Origin of the sequence: Streptomyces sp. NPDC087428 (genome assembly GCF_044744085.1) — a bacterium.
Classification (GTDB): domain Bacteria; phylum Actinomycetota; class Actinomycetes; order Streptomycetales; family Streptomycetaceae; genus Streptomyces.
The window spans coordinates 322,312-341,385 of sequence record NZ_JBIUXR010000005.1 but is presented as its reverse complement, the minus strand read 5'-3'; the positions used below and the strand labels follow the sequence as shown (position 1 = coordinate 341,385).

Annotated in this window: 11 protein-coding genes and 1 riboswitch; of the genes, 6 read left to right on the top strand and 5 right to left on the bottom strand. The window is 70.9% G+C overall.

Annotated features, from left to right (window positions below; genetic code table 11):
* The first annotated feature begins 59 nt into the window (after positions 1-59).
* Positions 60-169, top strand: a riboswitch (SAM riboswitch).
* A 49-nt stretch (positions 170-218) separates the two neighbouring features.
* From ACIO3R_RS13130 to ACIO3R_RS13115, 4 genes are all read left to right on the top strand, one after another.
* Positions 219-611: a hypothetical protein gene (locus ACIO3R_RS13130; RefSeq protein WP_402105551.1), complete on the top strand. Its 393-nt coding sequence runs from the start codon at positions 219-221 to the stop codon at positions 609-611.
* Positions 612-871: 260 nt separating this feature from the next.
* Positions 872-2,167: a cytochrome P450 gene (locus ACIO3R_RS13125; RefSeq protein WP_402105549.1), complete on the top strand. Its 1,296-nt coding sequence runs from the start codon at positions 872-874 to the stop codon at positions 2,165-2,167.
* Positions 2,164-3,420 (top strand): cytochrome P450, encoded by a 1,257-nt coding sequence (locus ACIO3R_RS13120; protein ID WP_402105548.1) that lies wholly within the window; start codon positions 2,164-2,166, stop codon positions 3,418-3,420. The genes ACIO3R_RS13125 and ACIO3R_RS13120 overlap by 4 nt, the downstream gene beginning before the upstream one ends.
* A 428-nt stretch (positions 3,421-3,848) precedes the next feature.
* A complete protein-coding gene (locus tag ACIO3R_RS13115) occupies positions 3,849-4,856 on the top strand; it encodes a LacI family DNA-binding transcriptional regulator (RefSeq protein WP_402105546.1) in 1,008 nt (335 codons plus the stop codon).
* A 117-nt stretch (positions 4,857-4,973) separates the two neighbouring features.
* On the opposite strand, the gene ACIO3R_RS13110 is transcribed toward ACIO3R_RS13115, so the two are convergent.
* From ACIO3R_RS13110 to ACIO3R_RS13090, 5 genes are all read right to left on the bottom strand, one after another.
* Entirely contained in the window at positions 4,974-7,226 is a 2,253-nt protein-coding gene (locus ACIO3R_RS13110) for a glycosyl hydrolase family 95 catalytic domain-containing protein (RefSeq protein WP_402105544.1), read from the bottom strand.
* Positions 7,223-9,199 (bottom strand): beta-galactosidase, encoded by a 1,977-nt coding sequence (locus tag ACIO3R_RS13105; RefSeq protein WP_402105542.1) that lies wholly within the window; start codon positions 9,197-9,199, stop codon positions 7,223-7,225. The genes ACIO3R_RS13110 and ACIO3R_RS13105 overlap by 4 nt, the downstream gene beginning before the upstream one ends.
* A 273-nt stretch (positions 9,200-9,472) precedes the next feature.
* Complete coding sequence (locus ACIO3R_RS13100; protein WP_385344487.1) at positions 9,473-10,444, bottom strand: carbohydrate ABC transporter permease; 972 nt, start codon at positions 10,442-10,444, stop codon at positions 9,473-9,475.
* Positions 10,441-11,607, bottom strand: a complete 1,167-nt coding sequence (locus ACIO3R_RS13095; protein WP_402105541.1) for an ABC transporter permease subunit — start codon at positions 11,605-11,607, stop codon at positions 10,441-10,443. Before ACIO3R_RS13095 ends, ACIO3R_RS13100 begins: the two co-directional genes overlap by 4 nt.
* Before the next feature lie 100 nt (positions 11,608-11,707).
* On the bottom strand, positions 11,708-13,315 hold the full coding sequence (locus ACIO3R_RS13090) for an extracellular solute-binding protein (RefSeq protein WP_385035541.1): 1,608 nt from the start codon (positions 13,313-13,315) through the stop codon (positions 11,708-11,710).
* A gap of 520 nt (positions 13,316-13,835) precedes the next feature.
* Here ACIO3R_RS13090 and ACIO3R_RS13085 point away from each other — a divergent pair.
* Together ACIO3R_RS13085 and yicI are read left to right on the top strand one after the other, a co-directional pair.
* Positions 13,836-16,709, top strand: a complete 2,874-nt coding sequence (locus ACIO3R_RS13085; RefSeq protein WP_385035532.1) for a glycoside hydrolase family 3 C-terminal domain-containing protein — start codon at positions 13,836-13,838, stop codon at positions 16,707-16,709.
* A gap of 61 nt (positions 16,710-16,770) precedes the next feature.
* Positions 16,771-19,050: an alpha-xylosidase gene (gene yicI, locus ACIO3R_RS13080; protein WP_385035534.1), complete on the top strand. Its 2,280-nt coding sequence runs from the start codon at positions 16,771-16,773 to the stop codon at positions 19,048-19,050.
* Positions 19,051-19,074 lie beyond the last annotated feature (24 nt).

Here is a 19,074-nt window from a genome sequence, read left to right as displayed (position 1 = left end):
CGGCTGTGCGTGCACCGTCCGTCGGGGTGTGTCCCACGGGTGCGTTAGGGTTTTCGTCGGGTCATGAGTTCCAGCGCGCAGCCCCGGCTGGCTGGACGGCACCCCGCTCCGCTGCGGGTGCTCCGGGTGACGACCTGCCCCGTGCGCGAGGTACGGGGAACAGCGGACCGCGGTGCAGAGCGCTCGGGGTCCATCACCCCCGGAAGGCGGGACCCACCATGCTGCGTCATCTCACCGAGAACGGCTCCGTGCGGAGCGACGGCTGCGACCGGTACGCCGCAGGCCATCAGGTGCACTGGATCCATGCCAAGAAGTGCCGGCAGGAGCCCGGCCAGGCCGTCGAGATACTGCTGACCGCCAGTGACGTCCGGGACGACGGATGGGTCGTGCTGCGTGCCGCGTTCGACTACGCGGGCGCCCTTCCGGCGGTCTGGACGCACTCTCCGGACGCGCTGCGGGAGACACTCGCCGGTCACCGCGGACGCGTGTACTGGCTGTCCCGCTGGCACGCGCTGAAGCTGGTGGACGGAGACGACCCGGCCGCCTCGCTCGTCAACGTGGCCCTTGAGAGCGGGGAGTTGTGCGACGTCCAGGGTTCCGGGCGGTCGTAGTCCGGGTCCGGCCGGGCGCGTTTCGGCCCTGTCCGTTCTGTCTGTCCATGCGGGCGCACTCGGCCGCGCACCGGCTCGGGGTGGCCGGGGCGGTACCCGAAGATGTTGGTCAATTGTGCGGGGATATCTGCCAGTTGCTTCGCTCTGGCTGCACATTTGATCGCCGTTGACCGCCGTGGCATCACATAAAATCCTTATAGTGGGCGTGCGTTGATCGAACGATCGTGACGCGTGAAGCTTCCGCCACAGGAGTCAGGACGATGACGCGCCCATCCTCCGCACGGCCCGAGCCCGCCTCGCCCCCTCCGGAGTGCCCCGCACACGCGAGGCCCGGGGCCGTGCCGCTCAGCGGCCCCTCGTTCCAGACCGAGCCGCAGGCCGTCTACCGTGCCATGCGCCGTGATCACGGGCCGGTCGTCCCCGTGGAACTGCCGGGCGGGTTCCCCGCCTGGCTGGTCATCGGATACCGCGAACTCCATCAAGTCACCAGCGACGGCGAGCTGTTCCCGCGCGATGTCGGCCTGTGGAACCAGTGGGAGCACATCCCCGAGGACTGGCCGCTGCTGCCCATGGTCGGGCGGCCGCTGCCGTCCATCTACTTCAGCGCGGGGGACGAGCACCGGCGGCACGCCCGGATGGTCGGGCCCGCCCTCGAAGGGACCGATCCGTTCGAGATCCGCAACCACTGCGAGGAGCTGGCCGACCGGCTGGTCGACGCCGTGTGCAGCCGGGGCACCGCCGACCTCGTCGCCGACTTCTGCGAGCCCTTACCCGTGCTCGTCCTCGCCCGGCTGGTCGGGTTCCCCGACGACGAAGGCGCCGACATCGCGCAGGTGTTGAAGGACCTGGCCGACGGCGGTCCGGGGGCGCAGGAGGCCCATCTGCGTTTCGGGGAACACATGCGGCGGCTGGTCGCCGCCAAGCGGGCCGAGCCCAGGGATGACGTGACCTCCCGGATGCTCGCCTTCCCCGAGGCCTTCACCGACGAGGAGTACATGCTCGACCTGATGGCCATCACGGCCGCCGGGCACCTCACCACCGCCGACTGGATCAGTAACTCCCTGCGGCTGATGCTCACCGAGGACGAGTTCGCCGAATCGATGGCGGGCGGGCGGCGCAGCGTGGCCGAGGCCATGAACGCGGTGCTCTGGGAGGACGCGCCGACCCAGATCCTCGCCGGACGCTGGGCCGCCCGGGACACCCAGCTCGGCGGCCAGCGGATCAGGGCGGGGGACATGCTGCTGCTCGGGCTCGGCGCAGCCAACACCGATCCGCTGATCCGGCAGAGCCTGTCCGGCAACGGTGCCTCCGCCCAGGGTGGCAACGGCGCGCACCTCGCCTTCAGCCACGGCGAGTACCGGTGCCCCTTCCCCGCTCAGGAGATCGCGGAGACCATCGCGCGTACCGGCATCGAGGTGCTGCTCGACCGGCTGCCCGACCTTGAGCTGGGTGTCGCCGTCGCTGACCTCGTACGGCGGCCCTCCGCCTTCCTGCGCGGGACGACCTCGCTCCCCGTCCGGTTCACCCCCGTTCGTACGACAGGAGACCTCTCGTGACCTGCCCTCACGCCGCCGCGCACACAGCTGCCCCGGACCGCGGGACCGTCGTCATCGACCCCATGGTCCAGGACCTGGACGGTGAGACGGCGCGGCTGCGCGACGCCGGGCGGCTCGCCCGGATCGACCTGCTCGGCGTACCCGCCTGGACCATCACCCGGTATGCCGACGCACGTGAACTCCTCGTCGATCCGAGGCTGGTGAAGGACATCGACGCCTGGGAGCTGTGGCGGAGCGGCGAGGTGACGCATGCGTGGCCGCTCATCGGGATGATCGACGCCGGGCGGTCCATGTTCACCGTGGACGGCGCCGAGCACCGGCGGCTGCGGACCAAGACCTCCCAGGCGCTCACGCCCCGCCGGCTGGAGGCCATCAGGCCCGACATCGAGAAGTTCACCCGGGAGCTGTTGGACGCACTCGCCGACGGCGGCAGGGACGGGGCCGTCGTCGACCTCAAGTCGGTGTTCGCGCAGCCGCTGCCGATGCGGGTCGTCGGCATGCTGATGGGCGTGGACCCCGCCGAGAACGCCATGCTGACCAGGCAGTACAAGGCCTTCTTCTCGATGCTCACCCCGCAGGACGAACGGCTCGCCCTGCTCGCCGAGTTGGATGTCTTCTACTCGGGGCTCGTACGCGAGAAGACGGCACGCCCCACCGATGACCTGACCTCCGCGCTGATCCTCGCGGAGGAGGGCGGCGAGCCCCTCACCGAGGAAGAGGTGGTGGGCAATCTCAAGGCGATGGTCGCGGCCGGCCACGAGACCACCATCGGGCTCATCCTCAACGCCGTACGAGCGCTCCTGGCGCACCCGGAACAGTTGCGGCTGGTCCTCGACGGGGAGGTCTCCTGGGAGACCGTGATCGAGGAGACGCTGCGGTGGGACACCCCGACCACCCATCTGCTGATGCGGTTCGCCACCGAGGACATCCAGGTGGGTGACGACGTCATCGCCAAGGGCGAGGGCGTGGTCATCTCCTACCGGGTGATCGGCCGGGACCCTGAGCAGCACGGTGCCGACGCGGATGCCTTCGACATCGCCCGGCCCACCCCCATCCGGCACATGACCTTCGGCCACGGCCCGCACATCTGCCCCGGTGCCGCGCTCTCCCGGGTCGAGGCGGGGATAGCCCTGCCCGCCCTCTTCGGGCGCTTCCCCGGGCTGCGGCTCGCGGTGCCGGACGCGGACATCCGCAAGCTTCCGGTGATGACGCAGAACGACATGGAGGCCTTCCCCGTACTGCTCGACGCCTGAGTCCGGGCGGCGCGGCGGTCGACGTCCCCGCCCGGGCCGGGCAGCGGCGCGCGTACCGCCGGCCACCGCCCGATGTCTGATACGTCGCACGCTCCAACCTGGCGCCGTGGGCCGGAAGGGCGGTCACCGACGCCGCGTACGAACCGCCGACGCACCGGTCCCGCCGATGTCCGGGGCCGGCTGTCCGGCATATCGTGGCGGTAGCCGGACGACGGTCGGCAGCGGCGCGGAACAGGGCGTGAACCAGTGAGTCGAAGCGCTTCGACACGGCTATGGACACGTTGTGCGTGCGGGTCTAGGCTCGCACTATCTGTGCATGTCACAGCCAAATGATGGGAAGTCGAAGCGCTTCGCACGTCTGGCCGAATCTGCCGGTGCAGGCCGGTATACGTGCCGGTGTCCGACGTCGTTCTGTGATGGAGAGCTGAATGGTCACCCTTGCCGAGGTCGCACAGCACGCCGGAGTCTCCGCGAGCACGGTGAGCTACGTCCTCAGTGGGAAGCGATCCATCTCGGTGCCCACCCGGGAGCGGGTGGAACAGAGCATCAAGGAGCTCGGTTACCACCCCAACGCGGGTGCGCGGGCGCTCGCCAGCAGCCGGTCGAACATCATCGCGCTCATGGTGCCGCTGCGCACCGACATGTACGTCCCCGTGATGATGGAGATCGCCATCGCGGTCGCCACCACGGCCCGCACCCACGGGTACGACGTCCTGCTGCTGACCGGTGAGGAAGGTCCCGCCGCGGTGCGCCGGATCGCCGGCAGCTCGCTCGCCGACGCGATGATCCTGATGGACGTCGAACTGCACGACGAACGGCTGCCGCTGCTGCGCGAGACCGACCGTGCGGCCGTGCTCATCGGACTGCCCGCCGACACCGACGGACTCACCTGTGTGGACCTCGACTTCGAGGCGACCGGGGCACTCTGTGTGGAGCACCTCGCCGGCCTCGGGCACCGTGAGGTCGCGGTGATCGGTGAGGCGGCCGCGGTGTACGAGCGGCACACCGGGTTCGCCGAGCGGACCGTCGACGGAGTGCGGGCCAAGGCGAGGGAGGCCGGGGTGAGGGTTCTGCACCGGCCCTGCGAGGGCGGCTATCCGGCGATGGGCCAGACCCTCTCGCGGATATTCGACGAGCGCCCCGGCACCACCGGCTTCATCGTGCAGAACGAGTCGGCGGTGGAGCCACTGCTCAACCTCCTGCGGCAGCAGGGCCGGGCCGTGCCCGAGGACGTGTCCGTGGTCGCGATCTGCCCCGAGCAGGTGGCCACCCAGGCATCGGTGAGGCTGACCTCGGTGGCCATTCCGGCGCAGGAGATGGGGCGCCGCTCGGTCGAACAGGTCATCGCGAAGCTCTCCGGCCGCGGCACGGACGAAGTGGAGCTGCTGGCACCGGAGCTGACGGTACGGGAGAGCACCGGCCCCGCCCCGAGGTGACACCGGACGGCAGTGCGTGCCGAGCGGGCCCACGGCGCCGCTGAGGTTGACCCAGGGCATCAGCTCGTCGTCGGAGTCGGTGTCCCAGGTTCTCTCCTCCATGGTGGTGGGGGAGTGCTACCGCGGCCCCAGTTCGAGGACGCGGTCCACGCCGGCTGTCAGCTCCAGCGGAGCAGCGGTGGAGCCGGCGGAGGAACCGGTGAGTGTGCTGCCGTCTCCCGTGCGGACATCGACACGGGCGTCACGGGCGGGGTGCAGCACCGCGGTCGCGGTGCCGTCGGCTGACCAGCGCAGATCCAGCCCCGCGCCGAACCGGGTACGTATGCCGCGCAGTTCACCGCCTGCACAGCCGGTGAGCGGGGCGGGCAGCAGGACCAGCCGTCGCGGTGTCGACTGGACGAGCGACTCGATGACCGCAGCGGGCAGCGCATGGGCGGCGTCGGCGTTGTAGACGTCGCGCCCCGGATAGTGCGCGCTCATCAGGGAGTCGTGGAAGAAGTCGCCCGAGAGGACGGCGTCCAGTGCGGCGGAGGCCCGGACGGCGTCCCGCAGCCGCGCGGCGATCAGCGCGTGGTGCAGATGCCCGTGGGCGGAGTCGTTCTCCGATCCGCGCAGCACCAGCGCGCGATGCGCGGCGGCCGACAGGTCAGGGGTGTCGTACGGATTGATCGCGTCCAGCGGCCACACCGGGTAGAGGTGGCTGAGGTGGCGGTGGTCGTAACTCTCCTCCAGGCCCGGCCACGCCCATTCGGCCAGTGCGCCGTCCCTGTTGACGGAGAACTCCGGGAGCCGGGCCGCGAGCGCGCGCCGGCGGTCGGACGCCGGGTGGGTGGGGGAGCGGTCGGCGGACACGGTCAGCGCGTGGCGGGCGGCCGCGACGTCCATCGTCGCGTTGACCGTCACCCAGCTCGCGTTGGCGGGCCGGTTCTCCGGCGAGTACGAGGGCACGACGGCGACGGTCCCGTCCGGGGCGGTGCGGGTCAGGAAGTCCTCGTAGAACAGGGCGGCCTCGTCCAGGGCGTCGACCAGACGCGGGTCCGTCACCCCGGTGGTCTCGGCGTGTTCGAGCAGCGGCTCCAGGAGCCAGTCCGCACCGGCCGTCCACAGATGCAGCGGATACGCGCGCTGGAAGTGGCGGGTGTGGCCGGACTCGCCGTCGGTGTGGGACGGGGCGACGATGCCCCGCGCCCCGAAGACCGCCCGCGCGTTGTCCCGCCAGTCGCCGAGCTGGCCGTACACCAGGGCGGCATGGGCCGAGGACACCTCCGGCAGTGCCGCGGCCGCCGCCGAGGCGATCTGAAGGTTGAGGTTGGCGTTGGTGGTGAACGCCCCCGACCAGGCGGTGTCCCAGTCGCCCGTCCACAGACCCGTCAGCCGGGGAGGCAGCACGCCGGAGGACGAGAGCAGGTGGTAGCGCCCGGCCGCGAACAGCCGCTCCAGCAGAGCGGGACTGCCCGGACGGCTGACCAACTCACTCCCGGGCAGGGCGCGCTCGGCCGGATCGGCGTCCAGGGTCAGGGAGGCCCGTTCGAAGGCCGGCCGGTGCAGCGGAAGGTGCCGGGCGAGCAGCTCCCGGTAGCCGTCCCCCGGCAGTGCGGCGCACTCCGCCGCGAGGTCGAGGTCGCCCGCGTGGCGCCGCACCCGGGTGAGCAGCAGCAGGCCGCGCGCACCCTCGACGCGGATGCCCTCACCCGACACCGACACCTTGCCGCCGTCCGCCCGGACGACGGTCACCCCGGTGTACGCGAGTTCGCTGTCCGGGTAGCCCGCCCGCAACGCCAGCCGGCCGCCGCCCGGGGTCAGTACGGTGCTGCGCCCGATCGCCAGCCGGGGCGGGGCGCCGGGCAGGGCGTGGTCCAGGGTCAGATCCACCGCGAGCCCCGGACCGGACACGCACTGGACGATCACGTCGTCCGCGCGGGAGACGAAGACCCGGCTGCGCCTGCCCTCGCAGACGGCCGTGATCTCACCCGTGGCGAAGTCGACCGTGCGCCGGTAGCCGGTGAGCGCCGTGTCGTCACCGGGGGCGGGTGCCGAGGCGGGGGTGGGACGGATCCGGGTCTGGAACGCCGGGTGGAAGGGCTGCACCCAGGCCAGTGGCCGGCCGGCGCCGAACCGCTCACCGGCCGTGGTGTCCCCGGCCAGCAGGGAGTCCCGCAGCCGGTCCAGCCGGCCCGCGAGCTCGGGCGGACGGGTGTGCTCGCTGCCGTTGGGCCGGACCAGCGTGTGGTGGTTGACGATGACCCGGTCGTCGACCGGATCCCCGTACACCATGGCGCCGTGCCGGCCGTTGCCGCCGAGGAAGGCGTCCTCCCAGCGGACGGCGGGGCGCGGCTCCCAGGTGCCGTCGGCCCGGGTGCGGCCGGTCACGGCGCGGCGCTTCTCAGTACGGCCACGCCGTGGCGGCCCAGTTCCACCCGGCCGTGCACCGCTTGGCCGGTCAGCAGGTCCTCCCGGTCGCCGGGCACGGCCACGGTGACCGGGGCGCGCCCGTGGTTGAGCAGGAAGAGCAGCTCGCCGCGGCGGACCGCCTCCACCCCGTCGGGCAGCCCCGCCAGCACCGGTTCCACGCCGGCCTCCCGTGCCACCCCGCCGAGCAGCGTGCGCAGCGCCTCCGGTTCGGGCAGCGTCGACACGTACCAGGCCCGGCCCCTGCGCAGCACCGCGGGCAGCCCGGCCAGCTCGCCGTCGCGGTAGGCGGCCACCACCTCGGTGCCCGCCTCCGCCTCCAGCTCCTCGGACCAGAGCCCGCCCCGGAAGCCGTCGCACTCCACGGCCGCGCCCGCGTCGAGCGGCCACCACTCGTGCAGGGTCCTGATGCCGAACAGCTCACGCAGCCGTACGTCCATGCCGCCCGGCCTGATCCGGTCGTCCACGTCCGCGACCCCGCTGAAGAAGCCGCAGACCAGTCTCCCGCCGCCGCGCACATACGCCACGAGGTTGTCGATCGCGGCGTCGGTGAGCAGATACAGGTGGGGTACGGCCACCACCTTGAACCGGCTCAGATCGGCGTCGGGCCGGGCGAACCCGGTGGCGAACCCGCCCTCCCACAGCGCCCGGTGCCAGCCCCGCACGACCTCCGTGTAGTCCAGCAGCGCGGACGGCCTGCCCTCCTGGGCGCCCGCCCACCAGGAGTCCCAGTCGTGCAGGATCGCCACCTCTGCGTGGACGTCGCTGCCGCCGACGGCCGGGCCGAGCAACGCCAGTTCCGCTCCGATCCGCTTGATCTCCCGGAAGGTGCGGCCCTGTTCGCCGGCGTGGCTGAGCATCCCGGAGTGGAACTTCTCCGAGCCCTGCCGGGACTGGCGCCACTGGAAGTAGCAGACGGCGTCCGCGCCGCGCGCCACCGCCTGGAGCGACCAGAGCCGGTTCAGGCCTTCGGGCTTGGGGTGGTTGACCCCCCGCCAGTTGACCGGGCCAGCGGCCTGTTCCATGAGCATCCACGGCCCGGCGGCCTGCGAGCGCGTCATGTCGGCGATCATCGCGTTGTACTGGCCGCCCAGCGGGTCCCTGGGGTCCGGATAGATGTCGACGGAGACGATGTCCTCCTGGGCCGACCAGGCCCAGGCGTCCTGCCCCGACCACAGCGGCATGAAGTTGGTCGTCACCGGGATGTGCGGGGTGTACCGGGCGACGATGTCCCGCTCGGCGGCATAGCACTCCATCAGCGCGTCGGAGGTGAACCGCTTGAAGTCCAGCACCTGCGCCGGGTTCTTCATGTACTGCGCCTTGCGCGGCGGCAGGACCTCCGTCCAGGAGTCGTAGCGCTGGCTCCAGAAGGCCGTGCCCCAGGCCTCGTTGAGCGCGTCGACCGTGCCGTACCGGCTCCGCAGCCGGCGACGGAAGTGGGCGGCCGTCTCGTCGCACCAGCAGTGGGTGCAGTACTCGTTGTTGATGTGCCACATGGTGAGCGCCGGATGGTCCGCGTACCTCGCCGCGAGGTCCTCGGTGAGGGCGGCGGCGTAGCGCCGGTAGACGGGGGAGCTCGCGCAGAACTGCTGGCGCGATCCGTACCAGACGATCGACCCGTCCTCCGCGCGCGGCAGGGTCTCGGGGTGCCGCGCCCCCATCCAGGGGGGCGGTGAGGCGGTCGGGGTGGCGAGGACGACGCCGATGCCGTGTTCGTGCATCAGGTCCATCAGCCGGTCCAGCCAGCCGAACTCCCGTGCACCGGGGCGTGGTTCGATCTTCGCCCAGGAGAAGACACCGAGGGTGACGGAGTTGACCCCGGCCTCCTTCATCAGCCGGGCGTCGTCCTCCCACACCTCCTCGGGCCACTGCTCGGGGTTGTAGTCGCCTCCGAAGAGGATGCGGCCACGGGCCGCGTCGCGCAGGGACGGCATGGCGTCTCTCGTTCCTTACTCGGGTTCCGCGTACGGGATGCCGCGGCCGTCGGTGCCCAGGTGGACACGGCCGTGACGCGGGGGCCGCCGGTGATCACTTCGCCGGTCCGGCCCCGCTGACGGGAGTCGTCGTTGATCCGGACCCGGTCGGCGCCCGCGTCGTCCGGGCGCGGTACCGCCACACCGTCGTACGTCGCGGAGACCCGCCCGGCCCGGAAGGCGGCCGGGTAGCCGACGCCGGGCCCCTTCCGGGTCTGCGGACCGGTGCGGGGGTCAGCCCTTCACGGCGCCCGTGAGCATGCCCTTCTGGAAGTGCTTCTGGACGAACGGCGACAGCACCGCGACCGGGATCAGCGCGAGGATCATGACCGCCATCTGCACGGCGAGGCTGTTGATCGCCCCGCTGCTGACCGCCGCGCCCATGGCGCCCGGGGGCACCTGGTGCTGGAGGACCAGCTGACGCAGGATCATCTGCAGCGGGTACTTGTCGCTGTCCTGGATGTAGAGCATCGCGTTGAACCACTGGCTCCAGTAGCCGACCGCGTAGAACAGCGAGATCACCGCGATCACCGCACGCGACAGCGGCATGATGATCTGGAGCAGGATGCGCCACTCGCCGGCGCCGTCGATCCGTGCCGCGTCGATGAGTTCGGGCGCGGTGTCCATGAAGAAGCCGCGCAGGACCAGCACGTTGAAGACGCTGATCGCGCTGGGCAGGATCATCGACCAGTAGCTGTCGCTCAGCCCGATGCCCGTGACCAGCAGATACGTCGGGATGAGACCTGCGCCGAAGAACATCGTCGCCATCAGGGTCATCAGCAGCGGTCGGTGGGCGTACGAGTCGCGGCGGCTCAGCCCGTACGCGCACAGGACCGAGACCACCATGCTCACCACCGTGCCGACGACGGTGAGGCCCACGCTCACGGCGGCCGCGCGGGTCACCGCGCCGCCGCTGAGCAGCTCCTTGTAGGCGATGAAGGTGAGGTGCCTGGGCCAGACGACCAGACCGCCCGCCTCGTTGATCGTCTTCGTGTCGGAGAGGCTGGTGACCAGCACCACCCAGATCGGGATGATCACGACCGCGCAGATCGCGACGAGACCGACGCCCTTGAAGGCGAGACCAGCCCTGGTGGGCTCCTCCTCCCACACCGGGCGGGGCTCCATGCGCAGGGCGCGCTGGAGCGGGGTCTCCACGCGGGGCACGGGCCGCGCCGGGTCCTTCTCGTGTTCCAGGAGAGTTGTCATTTCTTGGAGTACACCCCCTGCTCACCCAGCATGTGGGCGACCTTGTTGGCACCCAGCACCATGGCGACGCTGAACAGCCCCTTGAAGATCCCGGCGGCGGCCGCGTAGCCGAAGTCGCCGGTCTTGATGCCCGTCCACCAGATGTAGGTGTCGAGGATTTCCGATGCGCCGGCACCGACCTGGTCGCGCTGGAGCAGGATCTGCTCGAAGTCGAGGTTGAGCGCACTGCCCACCCGCAGGACGAGCAGCAGCGCGATGACCGGGCGCAGCGCGGGCAGCGTCACGTGCCACATGCGGCGCCAGCGGCCCGCCCCGTCCACGGCCGCGGCCTCGTACAGATCGGTGTTGACGGCGGCGAGCGCGGCGAGGAAGACGATCACGCCCCAGCCCGCGTCCTTCCACACCGCCTGGGCGGAGACCAGGAACTTGAAGAAGCCCGGGTTGGTCATCAGGTCGAAGCCCTCGTGACCGTGGTCGCGCAGCCACTGGGCGACCAGGCCGGCGCCGCCGAACATCTGCTGGAACACGGTGACGACCAGCACCCAGGAGAAGAAGTGCGGGAGGTAGACGACCGCCTGGACCCAGGCCCGGACCCGGGCGCTCATGATCGTGTTGAGCAGCAGGGCGATCGCGATCGGGACGGGGAAGAAGAGGACGAGCTGGGTGACGAAGATGACCAGGGTGTTGATGAGGACTTCCCAGAAGCGGTAGTCCTCGAAGATCCGGGTGAAGTTGTCGAAGCCGACGAAGGGGCTGCCGGTGATTCCCAGGTCGTAGACGTCGTAGTCCTGGAAAGCCACGATGTTCCCGAGCAGCGGGACGTAGTTGAAGATCAGCAGCAGGGCGATGGCCGGCAGCGTCATCAGCACCAGGGTGCGGTCGCGCCGCAGCCGCTGGCGCCAGGTGATGCCGCCCGCCTGCGGTCCGGTGCCCGCGGATCTGTCCTTCGCCGGTCCGTTCCTGGCCGGTCCGTTCCTGGCCGGTCCGCTCTTGGCCGGTCCGCTCTTCGCCGTACGGGACCGGCGGGAGCCGATCGCCCGGGACCTGCCCGTCCGTCCGCCGCTTCCGTCCGTGCCGTCGCCGCTCCCGCTGCCACCGGCCGGGGCGGCGGCCCCGTCGGCGGCGCTGTCCGGGTCGGTCGGGACCGTGGACCGTGGCTTCACCGTGTGCTCCCCATGTCGTGCTCTCCGCCCCGGCCGCCGGGCTTCCCGCGCCCGGCGGCCCTCTCGCTGTCCTGCGTACGGTTGGTGCGCGTCGTACGCGTCAGTTGCCGGAGCCGTTCTTGTCGAGAATGTCCTGGTACCAGGCGCGCAGCTTCTCGCCGCCGCTCTTCTTCCAGGTGTTCACCGCGTCGTCGACGTCGCTGACCTTCTTGCGGCCGCGGCGGATGTCCTTCTGCAGGTCGTCGAAGGGCGTGTACAGGGAGGCGTACCGCTGCGGTTCGACGATCTGCATGCCGAAGAACAGCGGCTTCTTGACGTTCGGGGCCTGGCGCGCCATCCACGCCGCGTAGTCCTTCGCCAGCTGCGGCTGGTCCGGGTAGGCGATGGAGGTCGGGGGCGAGGCGAGGAACAGAAGGGTGGAGGGCTGGGCCTCTTCGACACCCTGCGGGGTGTACGTCGGGGCGCCGTCCTTGAGCGTGTAGTGGGTGCCCTCCACGCCGTAGTTGGTGAGCATGAACTCCTTGGTGCCGAACGGTGCGGCCGCGTAGTCGGCTATCGCGAGGAGCTCCTCGATCTGCGCCTTGGAGAGCTTCTTGCTGAGGAAGGTGAAGATGCCCGCCGGGTCGTCCTGCCACAGCACGGGCCTTCCGCCGTCGTGGCTGAAGAAGTCGAGCGCCTGCATGTCGAACTTGGCGTTGGCGGTGGCCTGTTCGGTGACCATGCCCTTCCAGCCGCCGGTGCCGTCGTTGTACATCACCACGTGTCCGCTGGTGAAGCGGATCTTGGAGTCGGCGTCCTTGTTGGCCTCGGCGTCCGGGTGGACGTATCCGCCGTCATGGAGCTTGCGGGCGAAGGCGAGCGCCTCGCGGTACTCCTTCGTCTCGATCTTGTGGACCAGCTTGCCGTCCTCCAGCTGCCAGTAGTGCGGCGCGTCGGGCAGCAGGCCGTAGATCTTCTGGACGCAGGTCCACAGGTCGTCGAACGCCCAGACCTTCTTCCTCGGGGCGGTGTACTCCTTGCCGAACGCCAGCAGGTCGTCCGCGCTCGCCGGGATCGCGCCGGAGCCGATCAGGTCCTTGCGGTAGAAGATCGCGTTGCCGATGACGGGTGTCGGCATGGGCAGCCCGCGCAGCTTGCCGCCGAAGACGGAGTACTGCCAGGCGCCCGTCGGGATGTTCGCCAGGTTCGGGTACTTCTTGACCGCCTCACCCGCCAGATACGGGCTCAGGTCGGCGAACTTGGCGGTGATCGCGTTGCGGATCTGCCCCTGCATGTTCCAGCCGGGGATCGTCATGACATCCGGGATGTCCGAGCCGGCGAGCACCGCGCCGATCTTGTCCTGGTAGGTGTTGCCGTCCTGCGGGTCGAAGTTCAGCGTGGCGCCGACCGCCTTGTTCACCGCCGTGTAGTACGCGTTGTCCTTCTTCGGGACGGTGCCCCACAGCGGGGTCATGACGCGGAACTTCGATCCCTTGCCCGGGACCGACTTCACCGAGGTGACGAGCGGGTCGGGCAGCTTGGTGAAGCCGGGGCTCGAACCGTTGACGCTCGCGACATCCGGCTCGACCAGGTTCAGCGGGGCGTACCTCGGCACAACCTTCTTGAGCGCCTTGCCCGTTGTCGTGCCCTCCTTGGCGCCGGAACCGGAGCCGGAACCGCCGCACGCGGCGAGCAGCGGTACCCCGCCGGCCACGGCGACAGCGGCCACCGCGCCGGTGGCGAGGAAGCTTCTCCGGCTCGGAGCCGTGGGGGAGGGGGAGGAATTCGGCGTCATTGCGTCAACCCTTCGAGGCGCACCAGGACGACACGTGGCGGGCGACCGCCGTTCGGTTCCTGTGTCTGAGGTGGAGCGTTGCTGGCTGAGCCGGCGTGACCGGCCGCAGGTGAAGCGGTTCAACAAGGAGGCGGCAGAAGTTGTCACCGTCCCGGGAAATCCTGGGCGCTGGGCGCCCCTTCGAAGCTATGTCGAAGCGCTTCGATGTTGCAGCGAGGTTAAGTGAAGTATCCCGGCCGCACAAGAGTTCGTTTCCAGATTCCTCCGACCTGTTTCCTCACCGTTTCCTGGCTCAACGGGAGCTGTCGCGTACGGAGGTCGAGGGAGAGGTCTTGACACTGGCGGGGTCGGCCATCGAGCATCGAAGCGCTTCGAAAGATCTTCTGAGGCTCCTCGGAGGCTCGCACGAGGTCCTGGCACCGGAAACCTCCCACCTCTCCAAGGGGACCCGCACGTGACGGAACAACCGCAGCCCTTCCGCGACCCGCGACTGCCCTTCGCCAAGCGCATCGACGATCTGCTCCAGCGGCTCACGCTCGACGAGCGGATCGCGATGCTGCACCAGTTCGCACCGGCGGTCGACCGGCTCGGGCTCGGTGCCTTCAGGACCGGCCAGGAGGCCCTGCACGGCGTCGCCTGGATGGGACCGGCGACGGTCTTCCCGCAGGCCGTCGGGCTCGGAGCGACCTGGAACGACGAACTGGTGCGCCGGGTCGGCGAGGCGGTCGGCAACGAGGTCCGGGCCAAGCGGGCCGAGGACGACCGGGTCGGGCTCAACGTCTGGGCCCCGACCGTGAACCTGCTGCGCAACCCGCTGTGGGGGCGCGGCGAGGAGGGGTACTCCGAGGACGCCGCCCTCACCTCCGCCATCGCGGTCGCGTACACCCGGGGGCTGCGCGGTGACCATCCGCACTACTGGCGGACCGCCCCGGTCCTCAAGCACTGGCTCGCCCACAACAACGAGACCGACCGCGACACCGCCTCCTCCTCGGTCCGCCCCCGGGTCCTGCACGAGTACGACCTCAAGGCCTTCCGCGGCGCCGTCCGGGCGGGCGCGGTCGCCGGGGTCATGCCCGCGTACAACCTGGTCAACGGCCGGCCCAACCACGTCTCGCCGCTCCTGTCCCAGCAGTTGCGCGGCTGGACCGACCAGTCGCTCGTGGTCTGCTCCGACGCGGGCGCACCCTCCAACCTCGTCGACTCCGAGCACTACTTCGACACCCACGAGGAGGCGACGGCCGCCTCCCTGCGGGCCGGCGTCGACAGCTTCACCGACCACGGCCAGGACTCCACCGTCATGACCGGCCGCATCGCAGGAGCCCTGGAACGCGGACTGCTCGACGAGCACGACATCGACACCGCCGTCCGCAGGCTGCTCGAACTGCGCTTCTCGCTCGGTGAGTTCGACCCGGGTCTCGACCCGTACGCGGATGCCGCCGACTTCGACACCGCCGGACACCGGGCGCTCGCCCAGGAGGCCGCGGAACAGGCCGTCGTCCTGCTCAAGAACGACGGGCTGCTGCCGCTGGACCCTGCCGCCGGGAAGACCGTCGCGGTCGTCGGGCTGCTCGCGGACGCCTGCAAGCTCGACTGGTACAGCGGCACGCTGATCCACCGCTCCACCCCGCTCGACGGACTCCGGGAACGCTTCGGTGCCGAGCACATCGTGTGCGCCGAGGGCGCCGACCTGGTCCGGCTGAAGTGCGCGGACGGCTGGCTCCAGGTGCCTGCCGCGGATGCCGGCCAGGAACCGGTGCGCGGCGTCGAGGGCGCGCTCGATCCGGCGCTCCTCGCGGGCCGCACCGACCTGCCCCCGCTGACCTGCGGCGACACCCCGACCGAGCTGGCGCTCGTGGACTGGGGCAACGGCGTGATCACCCTGCGGGAGCCGGACGGCCGCTATCTGTCGGTGGCCGAGGACGGCTTCGTACGTGCCTCCGCGGACGAGCCCGGCGGCTGGATCGTCCAGGAGACGTTCCGCCTGGAGGCGGTGGAGGGCCATGCGGGCGGGCACCGCCTTCTGCACATCGGAACGGGTAGGTATGTCTCTGTCGCCGCCGACGGCGTAAAGGTTGCCGCCCCCGGCGAAGAAATCTCCGGACCCGCGGACCCCGTCGGAACGGTCTTCGGGATCGAGGTGACCGAACGCGGCGAGGACGCCGTGGCCCGCGCCGCCGCGGCGGCCGACACCGTGATCGTCGTGGCCGGCAACGACCCCCACATCAACGGGCGCGAGACCGAGGACCGCACCACCCTCGACCTGCCCGCCCAGCAGGAGCGCCTCTGGCGCGCCGCCCACGCCGCCAACCCGCGCACCGTTCTCGCCGTCACCTCCGCCTACCCGTACGCCCTCACCGACGCGGCGGCCACGCTCCCCGCGCTCCTGTGGACCGCGCACGGCGGGCAGGCCGCCGGAACCGCGCTCGCCCGCGTCCTGGCGGGCGACGTCTCCCCGGCCGGCCGGCTGCCGCAGACCTGGTACGCCTCCGACGCGGAACTGCCCGGCCTGCTGGACTACGACATCATCGGCTCCCGCCAGACCTACCTCTACTACCGGGGCACACCGCTCTACCCGTTTGGCCACGGCCTCTCGTACAGCGCCTTCTCCTACAGCTCCCTGACCGCCGAGCGCGAGGGCGAGCTCCTGCGGGTGTCGCTGACCGTCACCAACACCGGCACCGTCGCCGCCGACGAGGTCGCCCAGCTCTACGTACGCGCCGTCGCACCGTCCGTCGTGCGGCCGCTGCGCCAACTGGCCGCCCACCGCAGGCTGCACCTGGCACCCGGCACCGAGCAGTGCGTCGACTTCACGGTCCCGGTCGCCGAGCTGGGCCACTGGGACGTGGCGCACGGCCGCTGGACCGTCGAGCCGGGCGCGTACGAGATCCAGGCCGGCGCCTCCAGTGCGGACATCCGGATGGTCGCCGTCGTCACCGTGAAGGGCGAACCGGCCGGACCCCGGCCGGTCCTGGCGCGCGGTCTGGAGGCGGCCGACTACGACGAGCAGCTGGCCACCGAGATCACCGACCGGACGAAGACGGACGGCGACGCCGTGACCGCCGTCGCCGAGCGCAACGAACTCCTCTACCGGCGCTGCGACTTCGGAGCAGGCGTGCGAGAGGTCGCGGTGTCGGCGTCGGGGGAGGGGACCGTCCGCGTCACCGTCGACGGCGCCACGGTCGCCGTCCCGGTGGCCCCCACCGGTGGCCCCTACGACTACCGCACCCAGCGGGCCGCCCTCGCCGCCTCCGGCGTCCACGACCTGCGCGTCAGCCTGGGCGGCGCCGTACGCCTCGCCCGGATCACCTTCACCGGGGACACCGAATGAACCGGGCCGCCCCCCGAACCCCCGTACCGCACTGCCCAGTTGCCTCCGGCAAGGAGTCCTCATGAAGTTCACCGACGGCTTCTGGCTCATGCGTGAGGGCGTACGCGCCTGCTACGCGACCGAGATCCGCGATCTGCGCGTCAGCGCCGACCGGTTCACCGCCTACGCGGCGGTCAAGCACGTCGCCGAACGCGGTGACACCCTCAACACCCCGCTGATCACCGTCGAATGCTTCTCCCCGGCCGAGGGGATCATCGGCGTGCGCGCCACCCACCACGCCGGGGCGGTCAGCCGCGGACCCGACTTCGCGCTCCCCGGCCTGGACCCGGCAGCCGCCGGGGCCCGGACCCGGCAGGAGGGCGCCGTCACCGAGCTGACCAGCGGACCGCTCACCCTGCGCATGGACGGCGACGGCCCGTGGGGCCTCACCTTCCTCGACGCCGAGGGCCGCCGGCTCACCGGCGTCGACACCAAGGGCACCGCCTTCGCCACCGCCCCGGACGGCACCCACCACATGGTCGCCCAACTCGCCCTGGACATCGGTGAGAACGTCTACGGTCTCGGGGAGCGCTTCACCCCGTACGTGAAGAACGGCCAGAGCGTCGACATCTGGCAGGCCGACGGCGGCACGAGCAGTGAACTGGCCTACAAGAACATCCCGTTCTACCTCTCGTCCCGCGGCTACGGCGTCTTCGTCAACCACCCCGGCAGGGTCTCCTTCGAGATCGGCTCGGAGTCGGTCGGCCAGGTGCAGTTCAGCGTCGAGGACCAGTCGCTGGAGTACTACATCGTCGCCGGCCCGACCCCCAAGGAGGTGCTGGCCCGCTACACCGCCCTCACCGGCCGCCCCGCCCTGCCGCCCGCCTGGTCGTTCGGCCTCTGGCTGACCACGTCGTTCTGCACCTCCTACGACGAGGAGACCGTCACCTCGTTCGTCGACGGCATGGCGGAACGCGACATCCCGCTCTCCGTCTTCCACTTCGACTGTTTCTGGATGCGCGAGTACCAGTGGTCGGACTTCCTCTGGGACCCGGACGTGTTCCCCGATCCCGAAGGCATGCTGGCCCGGCTCAAGGAGCGCGGCCTGCGGATCAGCATGTGGATCAACCCGTACATCGCCCAGAAGTCCGCACTGTTCGCGGAGGCGGCGGAGCACGGATACCTGGTGCGCAGGCCGAACGGCGACGTCTGGCAGTGGGACCTGTGGCAGCCAGGCATGGCCCTGGTCGACTTCACCGACCCGGCCGCACGCGACTGGTACGCCGGCAAGCTCCGGGTCCTGCTCGACCAGGGCGTCGACTGCTTCAAGACGGACTTCGGCGAGCGCGTCCCCACCGACGTGGTGTGGCACGACGGCTCGGACCCGGAGCGGATGCACAACTACTACGCGCAGATCTACAACCGCACGGTCTTCGAGCTCCTGGAGAAGGAGCGCGGACACGGCGAGGCGGTGCTCTTCGCCCGCTCGGCCACGGCCGGCGGCCAGCAGTTCCCGGTGCACTGGGGCGGTGACTGCTTCGCCTCCTTCACCGCGATGGCCGAGTCGCTGCGCGGCGGCCTCTCGCTGAGCCTGTCCGGCTTCGGCTTCTGGAGCCACGACATCGGCGGCTTCGAGGGCACCCCCGACCCCGCGGTCTTCAAACGCTGGCTCGCCTTCGGCCTGATGTCCTCCCACAGCAGGCTGCACGGCAACGTGTCGTACCGGGTGCCGTGGGCGTTCGGCGAGGAGGCGGTGGACGTCACCCGGAAGTTCACCCTGCTCAAGCACCGGCTGATGCCGTACCTGTACGAGGCCGCCGCCACCGCCCACCGGACGGGCGTCCCGATGATGCGCCCCATGCTGCTGGAGTTCCCGGGCGACCCGACGACCCGGATGCTGGACCGCCAGTACATGCTCGGACCGGACCTGCTGGTCGCACCGGTCTTCACGGAGGACGGGCAGGTCGAGTACTACGTCCCCGAGGGCACCTGGACGTCCCTGCTGACCGGCGAGACCGTCACCGGACCGGTCTGGCGCCACGAGACCCATGGCTTCGACAGCCTGCCGATCCTGGTGCGGCCCGGCGCGGTGCTCCCCTGGGGCGCCGACGACCGGCGCCCGGACGCCGACTGGCTGGACGGGCTCACCCTGCGGGCCTTCGGCCCGGCGTCCACCCTCACCAACACCCTGGTCACGGTGCCGGACCTGACGGGCGCGACCGCCGCCACGTTCCGGGTCGTACGCGACGGGGAGGCCCTGAGCGTCACTGCCGAGGGCACCGACCGGCCCTTCCGCGTGGTCGCGGAGGAGACGGGAGCCACGGGGGAGGGGGCGGGCACCGTGACGGTGGGCGGAGCCTGAGGCGGGCGGGGCGGGGGTGGTCGG

Excerpts from the sequence above, each read along its gene's own strand:
- ACIO3R_RS13100 (WP_385344487.1), bottom strand. The coding sequence starts at position 10,444 with ATGACAACTCTCCTGGAACACGAGAAGGACCCGGCGCGGCCCGTGCCC.
- yicI (WP_385035534.1), top strand. The coding sequence starts at position 16,771 with ATGAAGTTCACCGACGGCTTCTGGCTCATGCGTGAGGGCGTACGCGCC.
- ACIO3R_RS13125 (WP_402105549.1), top strand. The coding sequence starts at position 872 with ATGACGCGCCCATCCTCCGCACGGCCCGAGCCCGCCTCGCCCCCTCCG.
- ACIO3R_RS13115 (WP_402105546.1), top strand. The coding sequence starts at position 3,849 with ATGGTCACCCTTGCCGAGGTCGCACAGCACGCCGGAGTCTCCGCGAGC.
- ACIO3R_RS13130 (WP_402105551.1), top strand. The coding sequence starts at position 219 with ATGCTGCGTCATCTCACCGAGAACGGCTCCGTGCGGAGCGACGGCTGC.
- ACIO3R_RS13105 (WP_402105542.1), bottom strand. The coding sequence starts at position 9,199 with ATGCCGTCCCTGCGCGACGCGGCCCGTGGCCGCATCCTCTTCGGAGGC.